Origin of the sequence: Thorsellia anophelis DSM 18579 (assembly GCF_900111395.1) — a bacterium.
GTDB lineage: Bacteria > Pseudomonadota > Gammaproteobacteria > Enterobacterales > Thorselliaceae > Thorsellia > Thorsellia anophelis.
On sequence record NZ_FOHV01000014.1, the window covers coordinates 1 to 21,562 of the forward strand.

The window sequence follows — 21,562 nt, forward strand, 5'->3', positions numbered from 1 at the left end:
GCTAAATTAACCTTTCCAGAGCGTTGGAATACTCGAGATACAAGAGACTGGGATTATGAAGATGAAATAGTATTTAACCCAGTTAAAGAAAATAAGGCAAATAGCAGTGAAAAAACGGACAGGTTGCTTGACATCTATCGTTTGGAGTCATTGTATTACTAACACCTTGAATTATATTTGGACTATTATTGGGTTCACCCCATTTATTCCAAAAATCATTTAGAGCCAATGGTCCATACAAACTATCGTCTGGTAAATGATTTATTAATTCTTTTATGGCAAATACAACCCACTTTTTCTTTGAAAGAGTTAAATCAATATTGTTCAAATCACAAAGTTCACTAATTGTAACAATAACCTCATCGTTTATTTCTGTACAAAAAGACAATTCAGAAACTGAAATAAAAGATGCATCATTCAACTCCATAACAGCTAACTGTCTACATGCAAAGTCACTAATATTATTTGGTGAGAATGTCCCTATAGGGAAACTTTTACAGCCTAAATAGAGCACTTCCCAGTCAACTATTTTGAACTTTTTAAGCTCATTAAATATTTTATTTACCATGGCTTAGATGGGATCCTATTTATTAGCCAATTTGGTACAAACATACGATGGCTTACACCTCCTAGTATAGGATCTGCTATCAATTCAAATCTATAAGTGTACTATTTTTTTAACATTGAGAATGTATTAAATGCGAGTCAATTAATCATGTATGCAATAGTTCATCATATGTCGTCTTGCATACATCGAAGCCTAATTAATTATTCACGCGTCAACATTTAAACCTTTTTTTGATTAGATCGCTTTAACTTGTTTAACCTAGTTAACGAGAGTCGTTTATAACATTTGCAAGCATCTTGATTTCCATTTTCACAAGCAGTTTGGTATAATTGTTCAGCTTTTAACAAATCTATCTCAACCCCGCCATCACCATACTCATAAATGATTGCTAAATTAAAACATGAGCTTGCATTATTACGCGCTGCAGCAAACTCATAATAACGGCACGCTTTTTCAAAATCTTGCTCAACACCTAACCCTGAAGTAAACATACACCCAAGATTATAATGCGCGACAACATGACCTTGACATGCAGCGAGTTCATAGTAATATTTAGCTTTGAAATAATCATTACTGCCTAAATATCCTCTTTCATAAAAAACACCAAGGATAAACATTGATTCCACATCCCCTTGTGCAGCTGAAGCTACAAGGTACTCCTCAGCTTTACGCATGTCTGTAGGAACCCCCTCACCATGCATATAGATAACGCCTAACATATTTTGTGCACTCGCATTACCAAGTTCAGCGGCTGCTTCATAATACTCAATAGCTTTAGGGATGTCTCTAGGGACCACTCGTCCCCGAAAAAAAGTTTCTGCGCACATATAAAGAGCGCCAGGCATGTTGTACAATGCTGAACGTTCAAAATATTCATGTGCTTTTGCTTCATCAATTACGACACCATGACCATAAAAATACATCAAACCCAAATTAAATAATGCTTCTGGATGTTCTTTTTCAATAGATGATTCGTAATACGCTCTCGATTTTGCATAATCAGGTGGGTAATGTTCTCCTGAGGAATAAATGACGCCTAATTGAAATTGTGCTTTTTCATTACCCTGCTCTGCTGCCATCAAAAAATACTTTATGGCTTTTTCTATATCGTAGTGTTTATCTTCCTTTGAAAAATAAATTAACGCTAAATTAAATTGTGCGTATTCATGCCCATGCAATGCCGCTTGGGTATAATGTGCAAGTGCTTTTTTATACTGACTTAAATCTTGAGGGTTTTGTGCAAATGAAAGCGCTAAGTTATAGTGTTCTTCCGGAGTTAAAGACAGGAAATTTTCATCTTTAAACATGATTTCATCAGAATTTTTACTAGATTTAAAACTACTTTGAATTTTATCAATATACGTCTTTATAAATTTCATTTGATACCTATTAAGCAATTATAACCAATTTAGGATTAGGTTAAAATAAATTTAGAGTGTCAATTGTTTGAATGCTTTTTCCAACAAGTCATTCAAGCTATGACAAGGCTAATATGTCAGATAGTTAAAATAATACAAATACGCTGTAAATTATACTGAAGTTACTTCAAATTGCAGGGGCAGAAATTACTCCGCTTGCCATTCAGCGGGCGTAAAGTAATACTAAAACCTGCATCTTGATTTCCATTGAGTATAGACTCAACTTTCGTCATGTTGCAGGTACAGTTTATCATACTGATTATCATAAAAGCACAATACTAAAACCTGTGCAATAATTTCAAATTAATATTTAAATGATACAGATTAACTAACGTTTCCAATATGGTATATCGTTGTTAGTCATTTTATCAATTTCCTCTAAGGGGATTTCTTTCAACATTGTATATTTAAAAATATTTGCATTAACGACCCTTGTAGGTGCAAGTATTTGATATTTTGTGTAATCATGTTCCGAAATATCAATCGCTATGAGTAATTTATTGATATAATTTTCATATCGATTATCAAACTTTAATTTTAATGATTGAATAAGTGGTTCAAATTTCTTTATGTCCTCAAATTTAATATAACGGTAATATAAATCATCAATTAAATAAATACAGTCGTCAGGCACCGCAGCATAAAGAGCCTTAAAAAAACTCTCCATTTCCTCAATTGTTCCTATAGCAAGTAATCTACAACCACCAGCAAAACCAGCATTGCTCATTTAAGTATCTCCTATATTATAAAAACTGTATATCGTCATTTTTAATTATCCTATTTGATTTTTGCGCAATCAAATCAGCATTTTTTTTAGTTGTGCTTTCGAGACAGTCTGCCCTCTGGTATCTAAAAGCACTTGCTGCTTTATGTTTTCAAGAAGGTGCTGCTGCCTCGCCGTTGCCTGCTCTGAAAGTTTATTCCTTAACCCATTGACATTCAGGTTCAAATCATAATTTTTTACTTCAATACATATTTCGGAGCTACAATAATCTGGTCTTGTACTTCCTGGTGTACCATATGGCACTTCTTTACGATTGAGCTAACTTACTTATGGTCTGAAATCAGTCATTAAACTTTGCATGACAAATTTTTCAGTTTCGTCAGGTCGAAACCTACCGCCTTTTGCCAAGTCTTTTGTTTGTGTAATTTTCATTTCACAGTTTCACAAAGTTTTTATCATTTCATTTCGAGTCTATATTTTCTATAACGCCATTTGTGTTCTCTTTATTTTTGAGATTCATCTTTCTCATTTCACTATGCTTTATAAAATTAAGTACTCTACCGACAACAAGCACTGTAATTCCGCCCATGATATAAAAAGGATATGTTGCTGAGCTTACTATGTAACTTACTCCATATCTCGATACGTCCAACCACCAACCTGGTAACAGCCATAACACACAAACTAAAACCCCAGAAATGCCGCATATTAACTCTTGAATGACATAATGCTTCTTTTGGGTTCCGACGTATATTACTCCAACAATAGTTGCAGGAATACAAAAGAAAATTAAACCCACTAAACCTATTACACCCATTAATGCAGGTAAATAATTTATTTTTTCAAATGAATTGGAGTCATATGGTGCAAAGATAAGAACTAATGCTAATCCTGTAAAAAAAGGGCTCATTGCAAAAATTGTGATAGATGTTGAGTTCGTTATTTTCATGGTCTGAACCCATCTGATTCTGAATACCCCATCTTATAACAGCCAAAATTGAAGCGACTTTTGTAGTCCATTAAATTAACACTATTTCCATCATTCAAAGCACCTGTGAGAAGTTCTCCTGCCCAATTGAAAAGAGGTTGTTCTCTTAAATGTGTCATATGAATATACTGTAACATGGTTTGTTCACTTCTTAATTGATTAATATCCCACTCCATTGCATTAGAATAGATACCGTTATACAGATTTTGAAAGTTATCAAAACCAACGTACATTAGCGCATTTCCAGCATCGCTATGCCATACTTGCAGTGGTTGTTTCCAATTTTTATCATTAAATAGGTCTAAATTTTCCTGCAATATCCACCTTAGTTGAACAGTACAATCTCTAATTATTGATGTGCGCTGTTGGTATCACGATTTAATTTGTCGATGTCTTGTGTATGTTTATCTTTGAGAGTAATATCAATATTACCGCTAATCGTAGCTTTGGTTTAACTCTCTGTGTTGTTACTATGATTGCTATGGGTTGCACAAGGGGTACTTAATCCCCCTAGGCAATATTGCTGTGCTGTTTTACCATAATTAAGTTTGCCTTTTGTTCATGCATATACTCAATAGAAATCAAGATATAGGTTTTAGCATTACTCAATACCCACAGAATGACAATCGGAATAATATCTACCCCTGTAACTCGAAGTAACTTCAGTATAGATACCAGCTTGTTATTAGACGTTTGCATAGTCACTGTCTATTTTTGTTTTGCTGTGACTGATACTCATACTGCCAGTACCCACGCTGACATTTTCGCTGAAGTCAGTTTGTTTGCTGTAATAGTTATCTGTATGCTGTAAACTTTCTATCCGTAAATCATTGCCTACGTTTAATGTTACACCATCCCCTTTAACTTGAGTGCCTATGATTTGGGTGTCTCGGCCACTATTAAGTGTGATGAGGTTACCAGCATTGAGTTCGCTAGCAATATTGGTTAGGCCTAGACTCCCCCCTTTACTCCCATTTTTATCATCTAGATTTGAGGTATCTTTTGCTACTTGTAATAAAATGTCGCGTTTGGCATCTACTGCTGCTAATTTAATACTAAATATTCTAATCTCTCAATCTTTTAATATCAGGCATCTTCATCGTTCACGAGTATAGCGGACTAATGAAAATATTTAACTTGATTGCAATCTCATTTAAACTGAGAACGCCTTTTGATTGAACTAGCTTCATAGCATTACTTTTAAATTCGGCTGAAAATGTTTATTTAGTCATCATTGCCCCTTTTTATTTAGAAAAGTACATGAGCATCTTTGTGACATCTATCCTACACTATATAGGTCAACACACAATTGTGAGCATACTTTTGGTATTTTGTACCAGCTTTATATAAATACTTTTCCCAATTCTTATAGAGTTGAATAATATTTTCTTCATGGGAATTATTTATAGACGTTTTATCCATTACAGGCATATACCTAACAAAGGACTCAATCTCTTCTGGATAGTCAAATTCAGCATATATTTTTTCTACGTCCCCAAATGGGTCTGAGATTGATGCACGATTATCGAAAATATATTTAAGCTCAATATACAACCACTTACCGACATCATAATTCTCAAGTTTTATATCAAGTTGATCTAATAAAGAATCTAATTTGAATACTGTACTTTTATCAATAAACGATATTTCGGCAATTAATTCATTTATATTATTACCTTCTAATAAACTATCAGAGGCATAATTAACTACATCTCTCCACCCTATTAACTTGTGTTTATAGCCCCAATGAATATCTGTCCACTCTAAAAAAATATATTTTTTCACTATCTCGTATTTCATTTGATATTCTCATTTTTATATTGATTTCTGCAGGATCTGGATGAGGGTTCATATGGATATCTTCCACATAAAAAGGAAAGCTACTTGTACACATTCGCGTTAATTCAATTGATAATAAAAAGCAATTTGCAATTTAACGATATATAAATAGGGTAGAATAAGCATAAGCAATATATACGCTATGATAAGATTAATTAATGCTATATTCGCAGGAATTTTTCTATAGTAATTTAAGCCTGCAGCGACTATAAAACCGCCTAAAAACCCCATGTAGCTTAATGGCTCAACTGCCTTAATGAACTCCAAAATATTCAATTCGCCCTTGAAATAACTTACAAGATCAGAGTAATCCGTTATAGCTGCACAAGTTATGAACCCGACCAAACTGCATAAAACATTTTGAATATATCTATGAATTTTAGTCGTGAGCATATAAAATATGCTAGTTGCTATTGTTGCAGGCATAAAAACAATAGCCCCAATCAAACCAATTACATACAGCATTATCGAAACAGGAAAAATACCTAATAAATCCCTTCCCCCATCTTTATCATCTATATGAATTTCAAACATAAATATGTGCATCATTGCAGGTCCTAGATATATTGGACAAAATATAAAAAATAGGAATGCATATAGTTTGAAATTAAAATTATCAATTTTTTTTATTATATAATGTGGAGCATATTTTTCTTTCTGCAATATATTTATAAAAAATAATAACATGACAAAAAAATACAAAAACTGCAACACATCTACAACAACATTTTGATGTGGGTAATTAAATATGTGAAGTAACGCTCTCCACAATACAAAACTAGTACAACTAATTTTCAAAATTTTAATTTGTTGCTTATATTTATCTTTTTCTTTTAAATATTTAAAGGTTAATCCTGCAATCAAAAAAGGCAAAGAAAAAGGTAATATTACAATCACGCCAACACCGTACTCTGAGGCTTTTGAAATTGAAATTTCACTAGGAAACCTAGGAAGAAATAGCCTAAGAACTCTAAATTCCATAAGCAAACTATATAAACTGGCTAAATGTGTATACACAGCCGAACTTAAAATAATGCTAAGCAGTATAAATAAATAGAACTGTTTTCTTTCGTTTATATCAATCACAACTATATTCCCCATCAATTTTCATTCCATTAAGTCCATGTTGCACCCTGCTATTACAATCCATAATATTAACCGAGTGTTCTCCAAAATTTTTTAATTTCAATTGGATTTTGGATTGAAGTGTAGGAAGTTCAAGAATGGTCACATTAAGAGGCATATCCTTAAGATAACTGACTAGTTTTGCTAATTCTGTAGTATTTGAATTATTGGAAGGCTGCTTTTCATCTTTTGTTGACAACATGTATTGTATAAAATTAAGCATGTTGATTTCTGCAGAATCCGAATAAGGGTTCATATGGATACCTTCCACATAATCAGGGAAGTTACCTGTAGCGTATGTACCCAATTCACCAAGCGGTGGGAAATTAGAGTTATTTGGAATATATTTTTCATGTACTGGTTGCAACATTTTTTGCTCACTTATTAACTGATCAACATTCCAAATCATTGAATAAACATCAGGGTTATTTGAGAATAAAGTATATAAATTTAATTTTACTGAATTCACCTTACCAGAATCATCAAAATTTAGTACACTTAGATTAACATTATCATAATTTCCATTGCTGAGATTATACAGATTGCTAAAATTATTAAATCCGCCTTCCATTATTTTTTTCCCAGCTTCTGCACGCCATGCATCCAAGTCGGCATCTAAAGCCCAATCATATAATTCAAATGTATATTCAGAACCGCAGCCTGTTGCTCCCAACCCAGTTAAACAAGCACGGCTGACTTTTTCTGCTTCCCCATACCATTTAATGGGGATGCCTAATTCGTCAAAATAATAGTCATTCATTCCAAAAAAATCAGCACGATTATCAATACTCTCTACTCTCTCACTGATTAACGCTTTTGCATCTTGTCCATTGTATAAAATATTTAGTGTGTTATTACTCGAATAAAAACGGTCACCTAATAAATCTCTCGCATCAATAATTTTATCATTAATACCACCATTATAAGCAATCGCATCTTTTAATGCTGCAGTACAAGCACTAGAATCTGGTTTTTCTTCACATACTGAAACTAAATCAACATCTTGTTCTAGACTGATTTCACTATATTTTTTAATTAATTCATCTCTACGGATTTTACATGCATCAGTAAAACAAATCCCCTCATAATTACTTATAAATTCCTCAGCTTGCATTTGTGTCAGATAATTATTTTCGACTGCATTCTTACCAACAAGTGCTCCTTGAGCAGCATCGCTAGAGCTACCAGCTGCTAATCCGCCTGCTAAACCTGCTGCAATTTGCGACAATGCTGAAATGTTTTGACGTTCCGCTTCAGTCAAATCCTCAAAAGGTTTATTTCCATAAAGTTGCTCTTTTACTAATTGCGCCGCAACTTTTGCTGATAGCGTACTTAACCCACCTGCAAATGCATTATTGCCATTTGCGTGACTGAGTAATGCACCTAAGATGGCATGCGCACCAAGATTAGCCTCAAGGTTAATGCTTCCATCTGGATTGGTGGTGGCTTTCTTAATGGCTTCTGCTAGGTAGGGTGCACTGCCATTAGCAAGGGCTTTGGTGATATCGCCCCCCAATGCGCCTTGCAGAGCACCGGTGAGGGCTTGGGTTACTTGTTGATATTTCCCACCTGTTCCCCAATCGCGCTGTGCATTGTTTTGAGCTCTTTGTTCTATCTCTTGTTTTGAGGGTTCTTTACCTTCTGCAAGGAGTTCTTTCTCGGCTTGTTTCAAGGCATTTTCATCACTCTTCGCTTTCTCTGCGCGTATTTGTCCTTCTGTACGAACAAGATTGCTCAGTTGATTGCCGATATCTGCCATCAGTTGTTGTTCATCTAATCTTGATTGTTCTTTATCTTTATCAAAGATGGTCTCTAATGATTGATGTGCATTATTGGTATCACGATTTAATGTGGCGATGTCTTGTGTCTGTTTATCTTTATCTTTGAGAGTAATGTCAATATTACCGCCAATGGTAGCTTTGGTTTCACTCTCTGAGTTGCCACTATGATTGCTATGGGTTGCACCAGGGGTACTGAATCCCCCTAGGCCATTTTGCTGTGCTGACTCACCAAGGTTAAGATTGCCATTTATTCCGATACCACTACTTGAAACGTCAAATTCGGCTTTATTTTTGATGTCCTCAAAGGTGAGAGTGCCAGTGCTTAGGGTGTTATGCTCTCCTTCACTTGCGATAATTCCCCCTTTGAGGTGAGTATTATTTCCAACTTCAATATCAACGCCTTTTGTACCAGCAAAAATCCCTGCTTGCTCTTGAACGCTTGCATAGTCACTGTCCATTTGGGTTTTGCTGGCACTGATACCCCCACCCATACTGCCAGTACCCACGCTGATATTTGCGCTGAAGTCAGTTTGTTTGCTGTGATAGTTATCTGTATCCTGTAAGCTTTCTATCCGTAAATCATTGCCTACGTTTAATGTGACACCATCCCCTTTAACTTGACTGCCTATAATGTGGGTGTCTCGGCCACTATTGAGTGTGATGAGGTTACCAGCATTCAGTTCGCTGCCGATATTGGTCACGCCATTGCCGTTTTCACTGCCTTTGCCTTTATTAAAGCCGGCATTCACCCCAAAACCACCGTTGTAGGTCACGCCTAGGCTGCCACCTTTACTCTCATTTTTACCATCTAGTTTTGAGGTATCCTTTGCTGCTTGTAATAAAATGTCACGCTTTGCATCTAGGGTCAGGTTATTTGTGGCATCTAGGGTGCTACCTTGTACTAAGATGTCTTGTTCAGTTGCGACAAGATTAATATCACCCCCTGCGGTTAAGTTACTACCAGTATGGTTAACTTGATTGAGGGTTTGCTCTGAGCGTGTGGATTGGGTGCCATAGCTTAGGTTGATGCCAACTGTACTGGATGTATTATTTTGTGCTTTCGCCAATCGATAGTCTTGAGCTGCTTGTGCGCCAGATAAGGCGCTACTGACACCAAGTAATGCATTTTTACGGTCACTGTTGTTTTTGCTGATTTGTGTAGCGTTACTAACTGCGCTACTGATAGCGCTGCCAACTGAGCCACCAAGACTGACTGTGAACCCAGAGCTTTTGGTTTCAGTAACATGTTTTTCATCATGGGTATTGGCGGCGGCTGTGATATCGATACTTTTGGCTAGCGCATTGATATCACCACCTGCGATGACTTCTGAGCCATGTATGGTGGCTTTATTGCCTGCTTGGATTAATACATCCCCATTGAGGCTACCAATTGTGCTGCCAACCTCTACGCCATCACGACTGCTATCGTCATTTTTTTGACTTTTTTTACCAATAAAGACGCCGAGGCCGCCACCACTCATTAATCCGGACCTTTTGGTTTCGGTAGTGGTTTGGGTATAATACTGCTCTTTTGCGGTAGTGATATTGACATCTTTTCCGGCTTTTAGGCTAAGGGTTTCATCTGCAATGATATCGCTACCTTGAACGGTTAAATCTTGACCTGCACTTAGGCTAATGGTGCCTCCATTAAATTGGCTGCCTATACTGGTTTGGTTATCAATTTGTGTTCGGGTAGTTGTAGTTGAGCTAGAAAGCAGTCCTTTATTAGACGCTTTAGTCTGTGAATCTAGGGTCTCGGTCGCAATACCTTCTCGTATGGTTAGGTCATTGCCAGCTTGAACATTCAAGGCTTTATCTGCAGTAACATTAGCTGCGATACTGTCAATATCATTACCTGCAATGATATTAAGGTCACCTGCCGCGTATATTTGGGTGCCTACATCTGTGGTGCTCTCTTGGCGCCAATAGTTATCTCCATCACCGACTTGTTCTTTATTTTTCGTTTGTACGGTATTAAGGGTGAGGTTATTACCGGCTTTAAGTTGGGTTTGGCTGTCTTCGCCTTGATTGACGATGTTTGCAGCGGTCAGGGTAAGGTCGTTCCCTGCATCTAATACTAATACGCCTTCATTGCCAGTGACACCCATTTGTCCGATTTGGTTGATAACGGTTCGTTCTGCGCCATTGGTTGGGGTAATGCCAGTGTTATTAGCGGTAGTGGTGATCACATTAATATCACCGCCTGCTTTTGCTATCAATGTATCGGCTGCTACTATGCTTCCACCTATGTTATTAATGTCTTGTTTTGCTGTCAGTCCGATTTCTTTACCACTCAGTTTCCCTGCGTTGTTATTAATGTTATTTGCATTCACTAACAAGGTCTGTTGTGTTTGTATTCTCCCGCTATTATTTAAATCATCTTTGAGATCTAACTGCATGTTTTTAGCGCTGAGCAAGGCACCTGCATTGGTTAAATCTTCTGGTTGTACTTTTGCATACACTTGAGGAACTAACACTTCTTGTGTTGTACCATCTGGCAAGGTTACGTTTTGGGTGACTAACCAAACGATATCGGTTGTCAGGCTAGCAACTTGCTCGGCTGAAAGTGCTATACCTGGGGTAAGGTTGAATTTTTCTGCAGCGGCTAGGCCTGCATCCATTAAGGCTTTATATTGTTCTTCATCATTAGTGTAGTCACCTAGATAACGATTACCTGTCAGGCTTATGATTTGGTCTTTTACGAGTTTTTGCTCGTAATATCCATCACCCAGTCGTTTATGCTGATTGCTATGATTGCTATTAAACGCTTTGAGCATGTAATCAGAGCCTAACCATTTTTTTTGATCGGTAAAGCGTGGGTCGGTTTCTATTAAATAGTCTGCTTTGCCATTGGGGTTAATTTGATATAGGCTATTTGTCGGTAATGTCAGTGATGGCAAAGTGGTGTTAATGCCATTTACCGTGCTTTCACTGATATTAGCGGTGTGTGTAATAGCTTGATTGGCTTTATATTCGGTTAGTTCTAAATCAATATTCACTTCTTGGTAATTATTGATGCTAAAACCATTTGAATCCTGATAAGTCCTATTTTGCAAAAAACCATGTTCTACATTGGAAAACCAATGAGTGCCACTTCCCTTTTCACTGATGCGTCTGATGCCGATGGTTTCAAAATTATTGAGTTCAACCGCATCCACGAGTAAGGATTTACCTGCTAAGATATGGCTATCTAGGTTATCTATTTTTTTTGCATCGATGACTAAATTACCGCCGGCTATGATTTCTCCTGGGTTAGTTTCTTGTATGACGTCATCAACAAATACTCGGGTAAAATAGAGTTCTTGCCAATCATTGCTTTTAGTGCCGGTAGGAACTGTGATGTGTGTTACGTCATATTTATCATTACAGGGTTTTATTTCATTATAATCGTATACGGTCGGGCTTCCCCATAACCCTGCTTTATGGTGAACTGTACGACTAGTCTCTTCTTGTGTGATAATTAATTGAGCATTCTTATTTAGCAGGTAGTCACTATTAATATACATGTCATTGAGGGATTCAATGCGTGCACTGCTATTTTCAACAATCGATGCGGCGCCACTGACTTCATAATCATCGGTTAAGGTACCGCCGATTGCTAAATCACCTCCACTGTAAATTAAACTATGCCAGTCATTGACGAGTATGGTAGTACCAATATTCAAAAGTTCTCGCGCGGCTAGTGTTGCGCTTTTATCTGCTTCACTGAGATTTTGTAAGGTATGTGTTTTAAATGCGATGATATCACCATAGATTCTTCCTGTGCCTATGTTACTTAATAATTCGGTTTGAATGGTGGTGGTGAGTCCATCTATGAGTCCTCGGTTAGTCAGGGTGTCGGTGAGATTCAGATTAGCCCAACCTGCTGTCACTTCGCCAACTAAATGATTATTAAATGATAGAGCATTAATGTTGGCCTGCTTAGCGGCCCAAAATGTCCCCAAATTATCAATGGTGCCGGTCGAGCTCAGGTTAAGTGTTCCGTTAGCAATCATGGTACCGGTATGTTCATAGCCGCTACCTAATGTCACCGCCATATTTCCTTCGGATTGGACTTTCCCTGGGCTCGTTAGGTATGTGGTTTCAATTTCAAGGTTGTTACCTGCGGCAAGTTCACCTATGTTATCAACGCGCTGCTTCGCCTTAATGTGAAGCTGCTGATTGGCAACCATCTCCCCTGAATTAGTTAGGCTTTGACCACTGAGCGTAATGTCACCTTTGGCTGCAACGAGACCGGTATTGTCTATTTCCTGCGCAGCCACTGCTACCGTATTTTCGGCATAGAGGGTGCCTGTGTTGTTGACGATATTCGCATTAACGTTCAGGGTACCTTTATTTTGTATGTCACCGGTATTATTGAGTATACGGGTATTCACTGAGGTATTTTTATGACTTTCAATGTTACCTTGGTTAGTCAATGCGCTCGACGTTAACTCAATATTGCCTTCTGCATAAAGTTGACCACTATTATCGATATGGTTGCTATGTGAGGTCAATGAGACATCGCCTTTCGCTTGTATTGCGCCGGTATTAACGAGTTTACCATCAGCGGTAATGGTAATGTTACTGGCTGAAGCGCCTATTTTCCCGGTATTTTTGACGCCAACTCCGTGTTCGGTACCTACTAAACGGATTTTACCAGCATACATGCCTCCTAAGTCGGAGACATCTATCGCTACGGTAGGTCTATTCACTTCACTTTGTACGGCATTTTGGATAACGGTCATGTTATCTGCATCGATTTGGTTTTGCCCAGTCGTCACGGTTAGTTCATTCGCCCAGACATCCCCATTGACTTCAACCGCCCTTGAGATTAAATCAGTTTTATCCTGCCGAGAGCTATCAAGTCCTGCTCCTTGAACGACAATTTTACCATCACTCACCTGATAGCCCGTCACTGCGCCATTTTCAACTACGACATTCCCGGTGGTTAGGGTTGCTCGGTGGCTATTAATAAATCCACATCCCTCACAAGTTACGCCGGCTGGATTGGCGATAATGACTTGGGCTTTTTTGCCCGCTACTTCAACAAACCCATTTAAATGACTAGGATTCTTACTGTTCACTTCATTCAAAATAATTCGTGCTTCACCTGTTGCAAGGTATGGATTGGCATCTACCATTCCACCTAGCTCAGTTTGACTGGGTTTGCGACCATTATTTAGAATAACCCCTTTTGATTAACGTCAAACTGGGAATATTTATTGTGTGAAACGCCTGAGGCGCTAGGGGTGTGTATGTTAACTTGAGGGGTACCATTAGCACTCTCAATGATGATGGGTCTTTGGTTACCAGGTGCATTCGCATCAGCAACAATATTCGCATCCACAGACGATACCCAAAGGATATTACCAAGTACCAGACTGGTCAACCAAACTAACTTTTGCAAGTTAAATACACTTGATATGGTGTTAACGCCCTCTATCACCGCATCATCTTTATTCGGTTGATGGATTTTGGCTAGCTCAGAGACTGCCGTCATTACACCTAAAGCTTGATTGAAGATCACGCGATAACGAAGTTTGTTCATTTGTAATTACCTTTCTCTGTTTTAATATGCATTAAGATATATTTAAGATGTATTATTCTTTTAAATTTAAATAATCGATATTGATTTGCTAGAATTCATAATTCAAATTAAAAGCAAACATTAAATCATCCGTGATGAACCCTTCTGGTTTAGACAATGGATGCCCCATATAGAAGTCATAACCAAAATTTTGCCTGCTGCCTCTTATGCCAAGTGCTCCACCTGCTAAATGGGTACCTAATAAAAACTCTGTATCAGGACCAGTTACTACGCCATAATCAGTTGCTAAGTAAACTTGATAAGAGCCTGTTGGTGCGTGCCAAGAGAATTCACCACGGGTAAACCACCCATTATCCGCACTTAACGTCCGTTCACCATCAAATCCTCTGACGCTATAGCGACTACCGATGGAAAATTGATCTTGTGAAGTTAACCGATTGACAGCAATCTGCTGTTGATGTTGTAGTGAAAAACTAAATTGATCGTTTTGAATCTTAAACGGTAAAGAAAGTCCCGCATCGAATCGCCAAATTTTTGCAAGCGCTGTACCCTCATCAAACAACTCTTCTGGTGCTGGCTTTGCACCAAACCAACGTGTTCCTCGTTGATAACTGATCCCACCATTTAACGTGAAATTTTCGAAATAGTGTTTGTGCTGTAATCCTAATTTCCAGGCGGAAGTGCGTCTTCTCTGAACCTCTATTTCAGTATCATCAATATAGTTTTTGGTGCTGCGATAATTAATGTCGTAACTAACGGTCGTTTTATGCGATGCGGCTCTGTGCAGCATATGAGCCACTTGAAGGTTTAAACTATTATTGTCTCCACTATAAACATAATCAGTTGTCAGCCCTGCTACGGTTTGATGGTAGTTATATCGACTACCTGTAAAGGAGAACAAAGTATCACCAAATGGTAAAGAATAATGCCCTGTTAGGTTTTGAGTTCCTTGTGAACTTTTACCATGTACGTCATTATTCCAAGAAACATATGCTAAATCACTGAGTGCCAATGGGTTATCAACATATAAGGTTGCGCTCCCTTGATAGGTGCCTGTTGATTTTGAACCTGAGTTATCAAGAGACAAAGCAACACGCCAGAATTTCTTCTGATGACGTTTTATGACGATATCACTCTCACCTTGATTTTCGGTTGGCACAATTTCCATCTCAGCTTGGACTGTCGAAAGACGCTGTAGGTTTTCTAAACCCTGTTCTATTTTTCGTAAATCCAATAAATCGCCAGACCTTGCTGGCATTGCTGTCCATAAAAATGCATATTTAGCACTGCCTTCTTCAAAATAGACTTGACGAACTTTACCTGGGATAATTTTGAGCGTTAAAATACCTGTGGTTAAATCTTGCTCCGGTGCAACGATACGAGTGGTAACGTACCCTCTATCAATGATTAAATTTTGTAAGTTACTAACTAACTGACTAATGCCTATTCCACCTAAGCATAATCCTTGCGCTGATTCTTTCACGAAATTAAGTGGAATAGCTTGTGGAAGCGATTCCTTATCTTCAATTACAATTTGATTAATGACAAAACAGATATCCTCAGTTGGATAATCTGAAGAAGACGCTATTCCTGTGCTAGCATCAAATCGCACAGACGGCAATTCTTGAGCAAGCGCTGCCTGCCTTGCTTCCTGCCTCTGCTGTTGAATAATTTGTTGTTGTTTAATAATTTCATTTCCATTTACATTCAATTCTACGGCATCAATAGAATAAACAAAGAATACGCATAAAAATAAAACAAAAGATTTAGAACAAATGGATAACACTGTAACCCCATTAAGCAAATAAACAACTTTTCAAAAAATAAGATATAAATAAGATAATATATTTTCACAAGAAATGGGTTACGCAACTTAAATCAAGGCACTTATAACCTCTTAAAAGAAACATTAAACAATTTTAATATAAAAACATAATCACACAAAAAATATAACAATTAAATAATTAAATAATTAAATAATTAAATAATTAAATAATTAAATGAAAAATTCACATAAAAATATAATACAACAAAGCAAATAAATTCTCCACTTTATTTTATGAATTATTTAAGTTATATATATTTAAGTTTTAAAAATAAATTACAGGTACATTTATATAAGTGTTATTCATATTGCTTATTTAAAAAAACCAACACAATACTTCAATTACAAACTAAAATATAAATTTAAAAGAAAATTATATAACCAGTAACATAATTACCAATAGTTTAATAAAAAAACAACACTCACCTTTCATTATTCAAACAATCACCAAATAAATAGAATCTAATTCATTACATTAATATAATTTAAAGTCAATTAAATATCAGCTATTTAAGTTACTATAAAATCGAATCATAGCTTAATAATCATCATGCAACCTTAGTTTAATCACCTATTAAACGTAATAAATTTAATTTAAACAAACATGCATTACATATATCTTTCAGAGTTATTTAATTATCAATCTAATTTTTTATAAACCAAGCTATATATCGCATTAACTTTTTAATAAGATATTATTTGCATAACTGAAATAATTAAAAATATTATAAAAATAAAAATAAAAATTAATTTAAAATAACTAACACCTATTATGATAATTATAAATAATTAGTAAAATAGCTATTGATAAATAAGATCTAGAATACGACATAACATAAAGGAAATTTGCTTATCAACGATAAAGAGTGCATTTATATAATTAACTGATCGATTATAGAATATTACTATTAGACACAGTAAAAGGCCAAGTAACATCCGAAAAAGAATGTATATTAGATCTTTTTATCGTATAAGTCGAATGTATCATAAGAATACATGTCTTGTTTACTACGCTACTAAATAGTTGCCATACTTATTTATTACTGTTTGTAAGTTTGTTATAATATTTGTAAGAAAATTACGAATACATATTCTTATGCTACTACATGATTTAAATACAATATCACTACAGTTTTACCATCTATAATAGAAAGATTCTAACCTACATTTTTAATGACATTTAATACAAGGATATATTATGAATAACATCGTAAAAGCATTACCTCTCGCACTTATCACATTAACATTCTCAGCATTTTCTAATGTAGAGGGTACATATGCTGGTCATAACAAAGCACGCATTCATTTATGGTCTTACAAAGATTCTGATATTTACCAATATCAATTAGTCTTTACGGACGCTTATGGCCAGCAACCAAATGCATTCCAAGCACCAAGTGCTGCTGAAATCACATTTGGTAAAACATATACATTCAAACAAAATGGTAGCCGCTATGATGACACCCAGCCTAGCCAATGTATTATTAAAGCAACGTTTGATGAGGGAATACTTACGATTGACACTCAAAATGGTTGTAATGACTATACAGGTCAATATTCTTTTTCAACTAAAGCATCATACATTCCAGAAGAATATCGAGGTACTTGGAGTAAGGAACCTGATTGCAATACAGTCGCAATCATAGATGAAACATGGTTTGCTGTAGATGCTGATTATGGTTCTGCATTTGTTGTTGATGTTGTAGATGGCAATGATCAAAGCCATAACATAGTTGGACTAGAGTATTATGAGGATTTCTATGGTTCAGCAGCGATTAATATAAAACGTATTGATGACAAACTTTATATAAAAGGTGAACATCATGCAATACCTTATGATGATATATTTTCACGTTGCAATAAAAAATCATTTTAACACCTGAAAATTCTGATTCATAAATGGTTTGAGCTTAATTAAGCAGCTATAGTTTTTGGGGGTTCTGCTAAGTTGCTAAGTAATTTATTATACTGTCAATGGTAATTTTAAAATCCTCACTTATTGATTTCAGAGTAACTGACACACGCTTCTGGAATTCCATTATTACAAGACAAATTATAAAATTCCTTAGCTTTTTGATAATCTTGTTTTATCCCATACCCCTTATGATAGATTACTCCGAGTAAGAATTGCGCATCTGAATCTCCTTGACTAGACGCTAACTCAAAATATTTTTTAGCTTTGTAATAATCTTGTATTACTCCTTCACCAACATAATACATAGACCCAAGTTTAAATTGTGCATCGGAAAATCCTTGATTAGCCGATAAATCAAAATATTTTTTAGCTTCTTGGTAATCTTTTTTTGTCCCTACACCATAAGCATAAATAACCCCAAGATTATATTGAGCCTTAGCGTCTCCTTCAATTGCCATAGCTTCTAATTTTTTAAAATCAGCAAATATTGAAACAGAAAACAAGCAGAGAACATAAAATAATATTTTTTTCATCATCACCTCAATAGCAAAAGAATTACAGTAAAATTTTCGCTGCACTAAATAATGCTTATGATACCGCATACAACTCACAATTATTGTTTATTTAATTGTGTTTTTGTTTAGTTCGCTAACAGCGGGAAAGAACAGTTCAACCACCTAATTTCTTAATAAATTTACTGCTTCTTTATGTCTGAAAGTAAAGCCTAAAAAGTCAAATTTATTGTGTTTCACTCGTTTATTTGTCCACACATCACAATTTACTATTTTGCTGCTGAGCCAGCTAAAACCATTATTGAAAGTCACGTTTAGCTTTGTTAGCGTGAGTGATTCGTACTCGCAGTTTTGATATGCAGTTTTGACATTACTTTTTACTTAACGACACGACATCAATGATTCATTTTCATTCAGCTTATTACTACAGAACTGACAATTTAAACATTGTTTTTTAGCTCCGCGCTCACCACGAAATCACTAAAATAACTCAGCTAGAGCCGATTTAACACCAAGTCATAAGAGCATAAATATTGAATTTTATTCTCTGGTTATACCAGTCTAAAGCAAGTTATGGTAACGTTTTTTTCAGTAAATTTATATAGGTGTATTCTTGTATTAGGTAATTTTTTAGAGGACTTATTATTTCTTTGAATGATAATCAGGTATTTAAATAACTTCCTTATTTAAAATGATTATCTCTATGCTTTAGAAATTACTTGATTATTTAGTATTATTTAGCTACTTCATTAAGTTAAGACAATGTTTTCTGTGATCTATAACTCAAATCAGCATTAAACTCACCTTTTATTAACACATATCTAACATTTCTAGAATATATTGATTGATATACTTATTGAAGTATCCTACTTTGTTTATACTCAATTCTCTAAATTAGCAGAAACTGAGCCTGTTCCAAGTATTATCCAAGATGTATTCGCGATTACTGAAGCCTGCATTTAAATTTTTTTATTGAGTATATGCTTTTAAATGTTTCATTTATAACTCTCAAATTAAAGGTGGCAAATTATGAATAGATTTAAATTGACTGCTATTATTTCCTATTTTTTATCAGTTCCCTTAATGTTTTTTCATGCACCAATAACAGCAGATACTGAAAAAATTTCTAATGTAAAAAATGTTATTTTTTTAATTCCTGATGGTATGAGTGGCACAAGCGCTACACTTGCTAGGTTATATAAAGGTGAACATTTAGTAATGGATGGTCTGGCAAGTGGATTGATGAGTACATGGAGTGCTGATGGTACAGTTGCTGATTCAGCTCCTGCAGGTACAGCTATGGCAACAAGTTGGAAAGCTCAAAGTGGTAATGTAGGTATCACTGGAGAAGTTTATGATTTCCCAAATGCTAAAACTCCACCAGAAACTGAAAGACTTAGACCAGTAGCTTCTTTATTAGAAGCGGCTAAGTTATCAGGTAAATCTGTTGGCATAGTTAGCACTAGCGAGTTTATGCATGCAACACCTGCGGCATTTACAGCTCATGATATCTCAAGAAAAAATTATGACAATTTAACTGAGCAAATTTTGCATAATGGATTGACTGTAATTCTCGGGGGAGGACTTAAATATCTTCAAGTTGATGAAAGAAAAGACAACGAGGATATGCAACTTATCGCTCAACAAGAAGGTTTTTCACGGGTTAATAATACATCTGAATTAATGGCATTCGATGGTCAAAAATTATTAGGTGTATTTGCAAAAAATCCTAGTGCTACCTCAATATCTTATGATATAGATAGGGATAAAGACTTAGAACCAAGTTTATCGCAAATGACAAAAAAAGCGATTGAAATTTTAAATAAAAATGATGACGGATTTTTTTTAATGGTTGAAGGCTCTAAAGTTGACTGGGCTGCGCATGCAAATGATCCTATTGCTATTGTAAGTGAGGTATTAAGCTTTGATTCAGCAGTGCATGAAGCTTATGAATTTGCAAAAAAGGACCAAAATACACTCGTCATTATAGTTCCTGATCACGGTAATTCAGGAATATCAATTGGTGATAGATCAACTAGTACATCATATAACAAGACACATTGGAGTAATTTTGTAGATCCATTAAAAAATGCAAAAATGACTGGTGAAGCTTTTGAGGACATACTTCCCAATAATTTTAGGGATCAATCAATAGAAGCATTCACACCAATTATTAGCCAACTTGTTGAACAAAATTTCGGAATTACAGATTTAACGAATGAAGAAATTAAGTCAATTCATGAGGCTAAAGTTGGTTATATGGGGTATGCAATAGGCCCAATAATGGCAAATAGGGCTAAAATAGGTTTTACAACCAATGGGCACACTGGCCAGGACGTTATATTATATTCATATGATCCCCGTGGTAAATTAATCGGTGGTTTACTAGAAAACACCGAACTATCTGAATTTATAGCTAAATCGATAGGGGTTGATTTAGATAGAACAACAAATGAATTATTTATTAATGTCGAAAATGAGTTTAAAAATGATAGCAAAGTAATTATTAAACAAAATGATGATGACCCTGAAAATCCGGTTCTGATTTTAACTAAAAATGATGATGTATTAATAATTCCTAGAAACAAAAATTATGTTACATTTAATGATGATAAAATTTTTTCTAAAGGTGTTAATATTTTTAATGGGACGAATTGGTTTGTATCTGAATCTATTATCTCACTTATGAAGTAAACAGCATATCTAATTAAAAGTGACAATTTCGAGCTAGATGTGACGTTACTCCTAGCTCGAATTCATTTGCCCAGTTAAATAATAACAAGTATAAGACACCCGTTTCGCTCGTTTGCGTTCACAGAACTGTTTGTGAAATTCTCCATTCATATAGCCCCTCTATTAATTATCAATCAGGCCTTAGCTTTCTGTAACTCTTTTCTAGCGGCATTCGCAAGAAAGTAACTCCTACTCTTATACTCAGCATTTGATTTAACAACTAAATCAATCTGATAAATTAACCTATGAGGCAAAGTAACATTAATTCTTTCAACTTTACCGTCATACTTTGATGTGTCTATGGAAACATTGAACCACTGACCATCTTGATATATACCATCTGAGTCATTTCTTAAATGCTCAAATACATTGCATGGCTGAGGTATATCGTCACCTTTCTCAGCTAATGATTCGAAGTGAAAATCAAGCGCACTTATCGCCTCGCTAAACAAATCTCCATCAGGCTCAATGGCAAAGTAACAGCCAACAACATCAGGAAAAAATCCACTCGCTGAACCATCTTCACCAAAATGCACATAAGCTGGGTAGATATTCATATTTGTACTCCTTAATTATAACTTATCATAAAGAGCGCGCCTTTCAG

Annotated in this window: 16 protein-coding genes; 2 read left to right on the plus strand and 14 right to left on the minus strand. The window is 35.6% G+C overall.

Going from position 1 to position 21,562, the window contains the following annotated elements; translation table 11 throughout:
• Positions 1-82: 82 nt before the first annotated feature.
• The 12 genes from BMW37_RS09175 to BMW37_RS09230 form a co-directional block, all read right to left on the minus strand.
• On the minus strand, positions 83-568 hold the full coding sequence (locus BMW37_RS09175) for a DUF2247 family protein (RefSeq protein ID WP_093320040.1): 486 nt from the start codon (positions 566-568) through the stop codon (positions 83-85).
• A gap of 218 nt (positions 569-786) precedes the next feature.
• Positions 787-1,947: an SEL1-like repeat protein gene (locus BMW37_RS09180; RefSeq protein WP_093320043.1), complete on the minus strand. Its 1,161-nt coding sequence runs from the start codon at positions 1,945-1,947 to the stop codon at positions 787-789.
• Between the two features lie 367 nt (positions 1,948-2,314).
• On the minus strand, positions 2,315-2,713 hold the full coding sequence (locus tag BMW37_RS09185; protein WP_093320046.1) for a hypothetical protein: 399 nt from the start codon (positions 2,711-2,713) through the stop codon (positions 2,315-2,317).
• Positions 2,714-3,170: 457 nt separating this feature from the next.
• Positions 3,171-3,659, minus strand: coding sequence for a hypothetical protein (locus tag BMW37_RS09195; protein WP_093320051.1), 489 nt, complete (start codon positions 3,657-3,659; stop codon positions 3,171-3,173).
• Positions 3,656-4,015: a hypothetical protein gene (locus BMW37_RS09200; protein ID WP_093320053.1), complete on the minus strand. Its 360-nt coding sequence runs from the start codon at positions 4,013-4,015 to the stop codon at positions 3,656-3,658. Before BMW37_RS09200 ends, BMW37_RS09195 begins: the two co-directional genes overlap by 4 nt.
• 193 nt (positions 4,016-4,208) lie before the next feature.
• On the minus strand, positions 4,209-4,397 hold the full coding sequence (locus BMW37_RS14940; RefSeq protein WP_143047628.1) for a hypothetical protein: 189 nt from the start codon (positions 4,395-4,397) through the stop codon (positions 4,209-4,211).
• A complete protein-coding gene (locus tag BMW37_RS15960; RefSeq protein WP_093320244.1) occupies positions 4,384-4,767 on the minus strand; it encodes a hemagglutinin repeat-containing protein in 384 nt (127 codons plus the stop codon). The genes BMW37_RS14940 and BMW37_RS15960 overlap by 14 nt, the downstream gene beginning before the upstream one ends.
• A gap of 215 nt (positions 4,768-4,982) precedes the next feature.
• Complete coding sequence (locus tag BMW37_RS09210) at positions 4,983-5,498, minus strand: DUF2247 family protein (protein WP_093320056.1); 516 nt, start codon at positions 5,496-5,498, stop codon at positions 4,983-4,985.
• Positions 5,499-5,597: 99 nt separating this feature from the next.
• A complete protein-coding gene (locus BMW37_RS09215; protein ID WP_093320059.1) occupies positions 5,598-6,638 on the minus strand; it encodes a hypothetical protein in 1,041 nt (346 codons plus the stop codon).
• A complete protein-coding gene (locus tag BMW37_RS09220; protein WP_093320062.1) occupies positions 6,616-13,566 on the minus strand; it encodes a hemagglutinin repeat-containing protein in 6,951 nt (2,316 codons plus the stop codon). The genes BMW37_RS09215 and BMW37_RS09220 overlap by 23 nt, the downstream gene beginning before the upstream one ends.
• A gap of 38 nt (positions 13,567-13,604) precedes the next feature.
• Positions 13,605-13,973, minus strand: coding sequence for an ESPR-type extended signal peptide-containing protein (locus BMW37_RS09225; RefSeq protein WP_093320065.1), 369 nt, complete (start codon positions 13,971-13,973; stop codon positions 13,605-13,607).
• Positions 13,974-14,061: 88 nt separating this feature from the next.
• Positions 14,062-15,759 carry a ShlB/FhaC/HecB family hemolysin secretion/activation protein gene (locus tag BMW37_RS09230; protein WP_245711053.1) on the minus strand — a complete coding sequence of 566 codons (1,698 nt, stop codon included), beginning with the start codon at positions 15,757-15,759 and terminating at the stop codon, positions 14,062-14,064.
• A gap of 1,237 nt (positions 15,760-16,996) precedes the next feature.
• Here BMW37_RS09230 and BMW37_RS09235 point away from each other — a divergent pair.
• Positions 16,997-17,674: a hypothetical protein gene (locus BMW37_RS09235; protein WP_093320068.1), complete on the plus strand. Its 678-nt coding sequence runs from the start codon at positions 16,997-16,999 to the stop codon at positions 17,672-17,674.
• Positions 17,675-17,790: 116 nt separating this feature from the next.
• On the opposite strand, the gene BMW37_RS09240 is transcribed toward BMW37_RS09235, so the two are convergent.
• Positions 17,791-18,246 carry a tetratricopeptide repeat protein gene (locus BMW37_RS09240; protein WP_177168629.1) on the minus strand — a complete coding sequence of 152 codons (456 nt, stop codon included), beginning with the start codon at positions 18,244-18,246 and terminating at the stop codon, positions 17,791-17,793.
• A 1,008-nt stretch (positions 18,247-19,254) separates the two neighbouring features.
• On the opposite strand from BMW37_RS09240, the gene BMW37_RS09245 reads away from it, so the two are divergent.
• Entirely contained in the window at positions 19,255-20,919 is a 1,665-nt protein-coding gene (locus BMW37_RS09245; protein ID WP_093320073.1) for an alkaline phosphatase, read from the plus strand.
• A 173-nt stretch (positions 20,920-21,092) separates the two neighbouring features.
• Here the strand turns inward: BMW37_RS09245 and BMW37_RS09250 are convergent, their stop codons facing one another.
• Positions 21,093-21,515: a type II toxin-antitoxin system HicB family antitoxin gene (locus BMW37_RS09250; RefSeq protein ID WP_093320075.1), complete on the minus strand. Its 423-nt coding sequence runs from the start codon at positions 21,513-21,515 to the stop codon at positions 21,093-21,095.
• Between the last annotated feature and the right edge of the window lie 47 nt (positions 21,516-21,562).

Coding starts and splice junctions, on each gene's coding strand:
- BMW37_RS09195 (WP_093320051.1), bottom strand. CDS start 3,659: ATGAAAATAACGAACTCAACATCTATCACAATTTTTGCAATGAGCCCT.
- BMW37_RS09220 (WP_093320062.1), bottom strand. CDS start 13,566: ATGGTAGATGCCAATCCATACCTTGCAACAGGTGAAGCACGAATTATT.
- BMW37_RS09250 (WP_093320075.1), bottom strand. CDS start 21,515: ATGAATATCTACCCAGCTTATGTGCATTTTGGTGAAGATGGTTCAGCG.
- BMW37_RS09210 (WP_093320056.1), bottom strand. CDS start 5,498: ATGAAATACGAGATAGTGAAAAAATATATTTTTTTAGAGTGGACAGAT.
- BMW37_RS09175 (WP_093320040.1), bottom strand. CDS start 568: ATGGTAAATAAAATATTTAATGAGCTTAAAAAGTTCAAAATAGTTGAC.
- BMW37_RS09235 (WP_093320068.1), top strand. CDS start 16,997: ATGAATAACATCGTAAAAGCATTACCTCTCGCACTTATCACATTAACA.
- BMW37_RS09215 (WP_093320059.1), bottom strand. CDS start 6,638: ATGGGGAATATAGTTGTGATTGATATAAACGAAAGAAAACAGTTCTAT.
- BMW37_RS09245 (WP_093320073.1), top strand. CDS start 19,255: ATGAATAGATTTAAATTGACTGCTATTATTTCCTATTTTTTATCAGTT.
- BMW37_RS09225 (WP_093320065.1), bottom strand. CDS start 13,973: ATGAACAAACTTCGTTATCGCGTGATCTTCAATCAAGCTTTAGGTGTA.
- BMW37_RS09185 (WP_093320046.1), bottom strand. CDS start 2,713: ATGAGCAATGCTGGTTTTGCTGGTGGTTGTAGATTACTTGCTATAGGA.
- BMW37_RS09240 (WP_177168629.1), bottom strand. CDS start 18,246: ATGAAAAAAATATTATTTTATGTTCTCTGCTTGTTTTCTGTTTCAATA.
- BMW37_RS14940 (WP_143047628.1), bottom strand. CDS start 4,397: ATGCAAACGTCTAATAACAAGCTGGTATCTATACTGAAGTTACTTCGA.
- BMW37_RS09180 (WP_093320043.1), bottom strand. CDS start 1,947: ATGAAATTTATAAAGACGTATATTGATAAAATTCAAAGTAGTTTTAAA.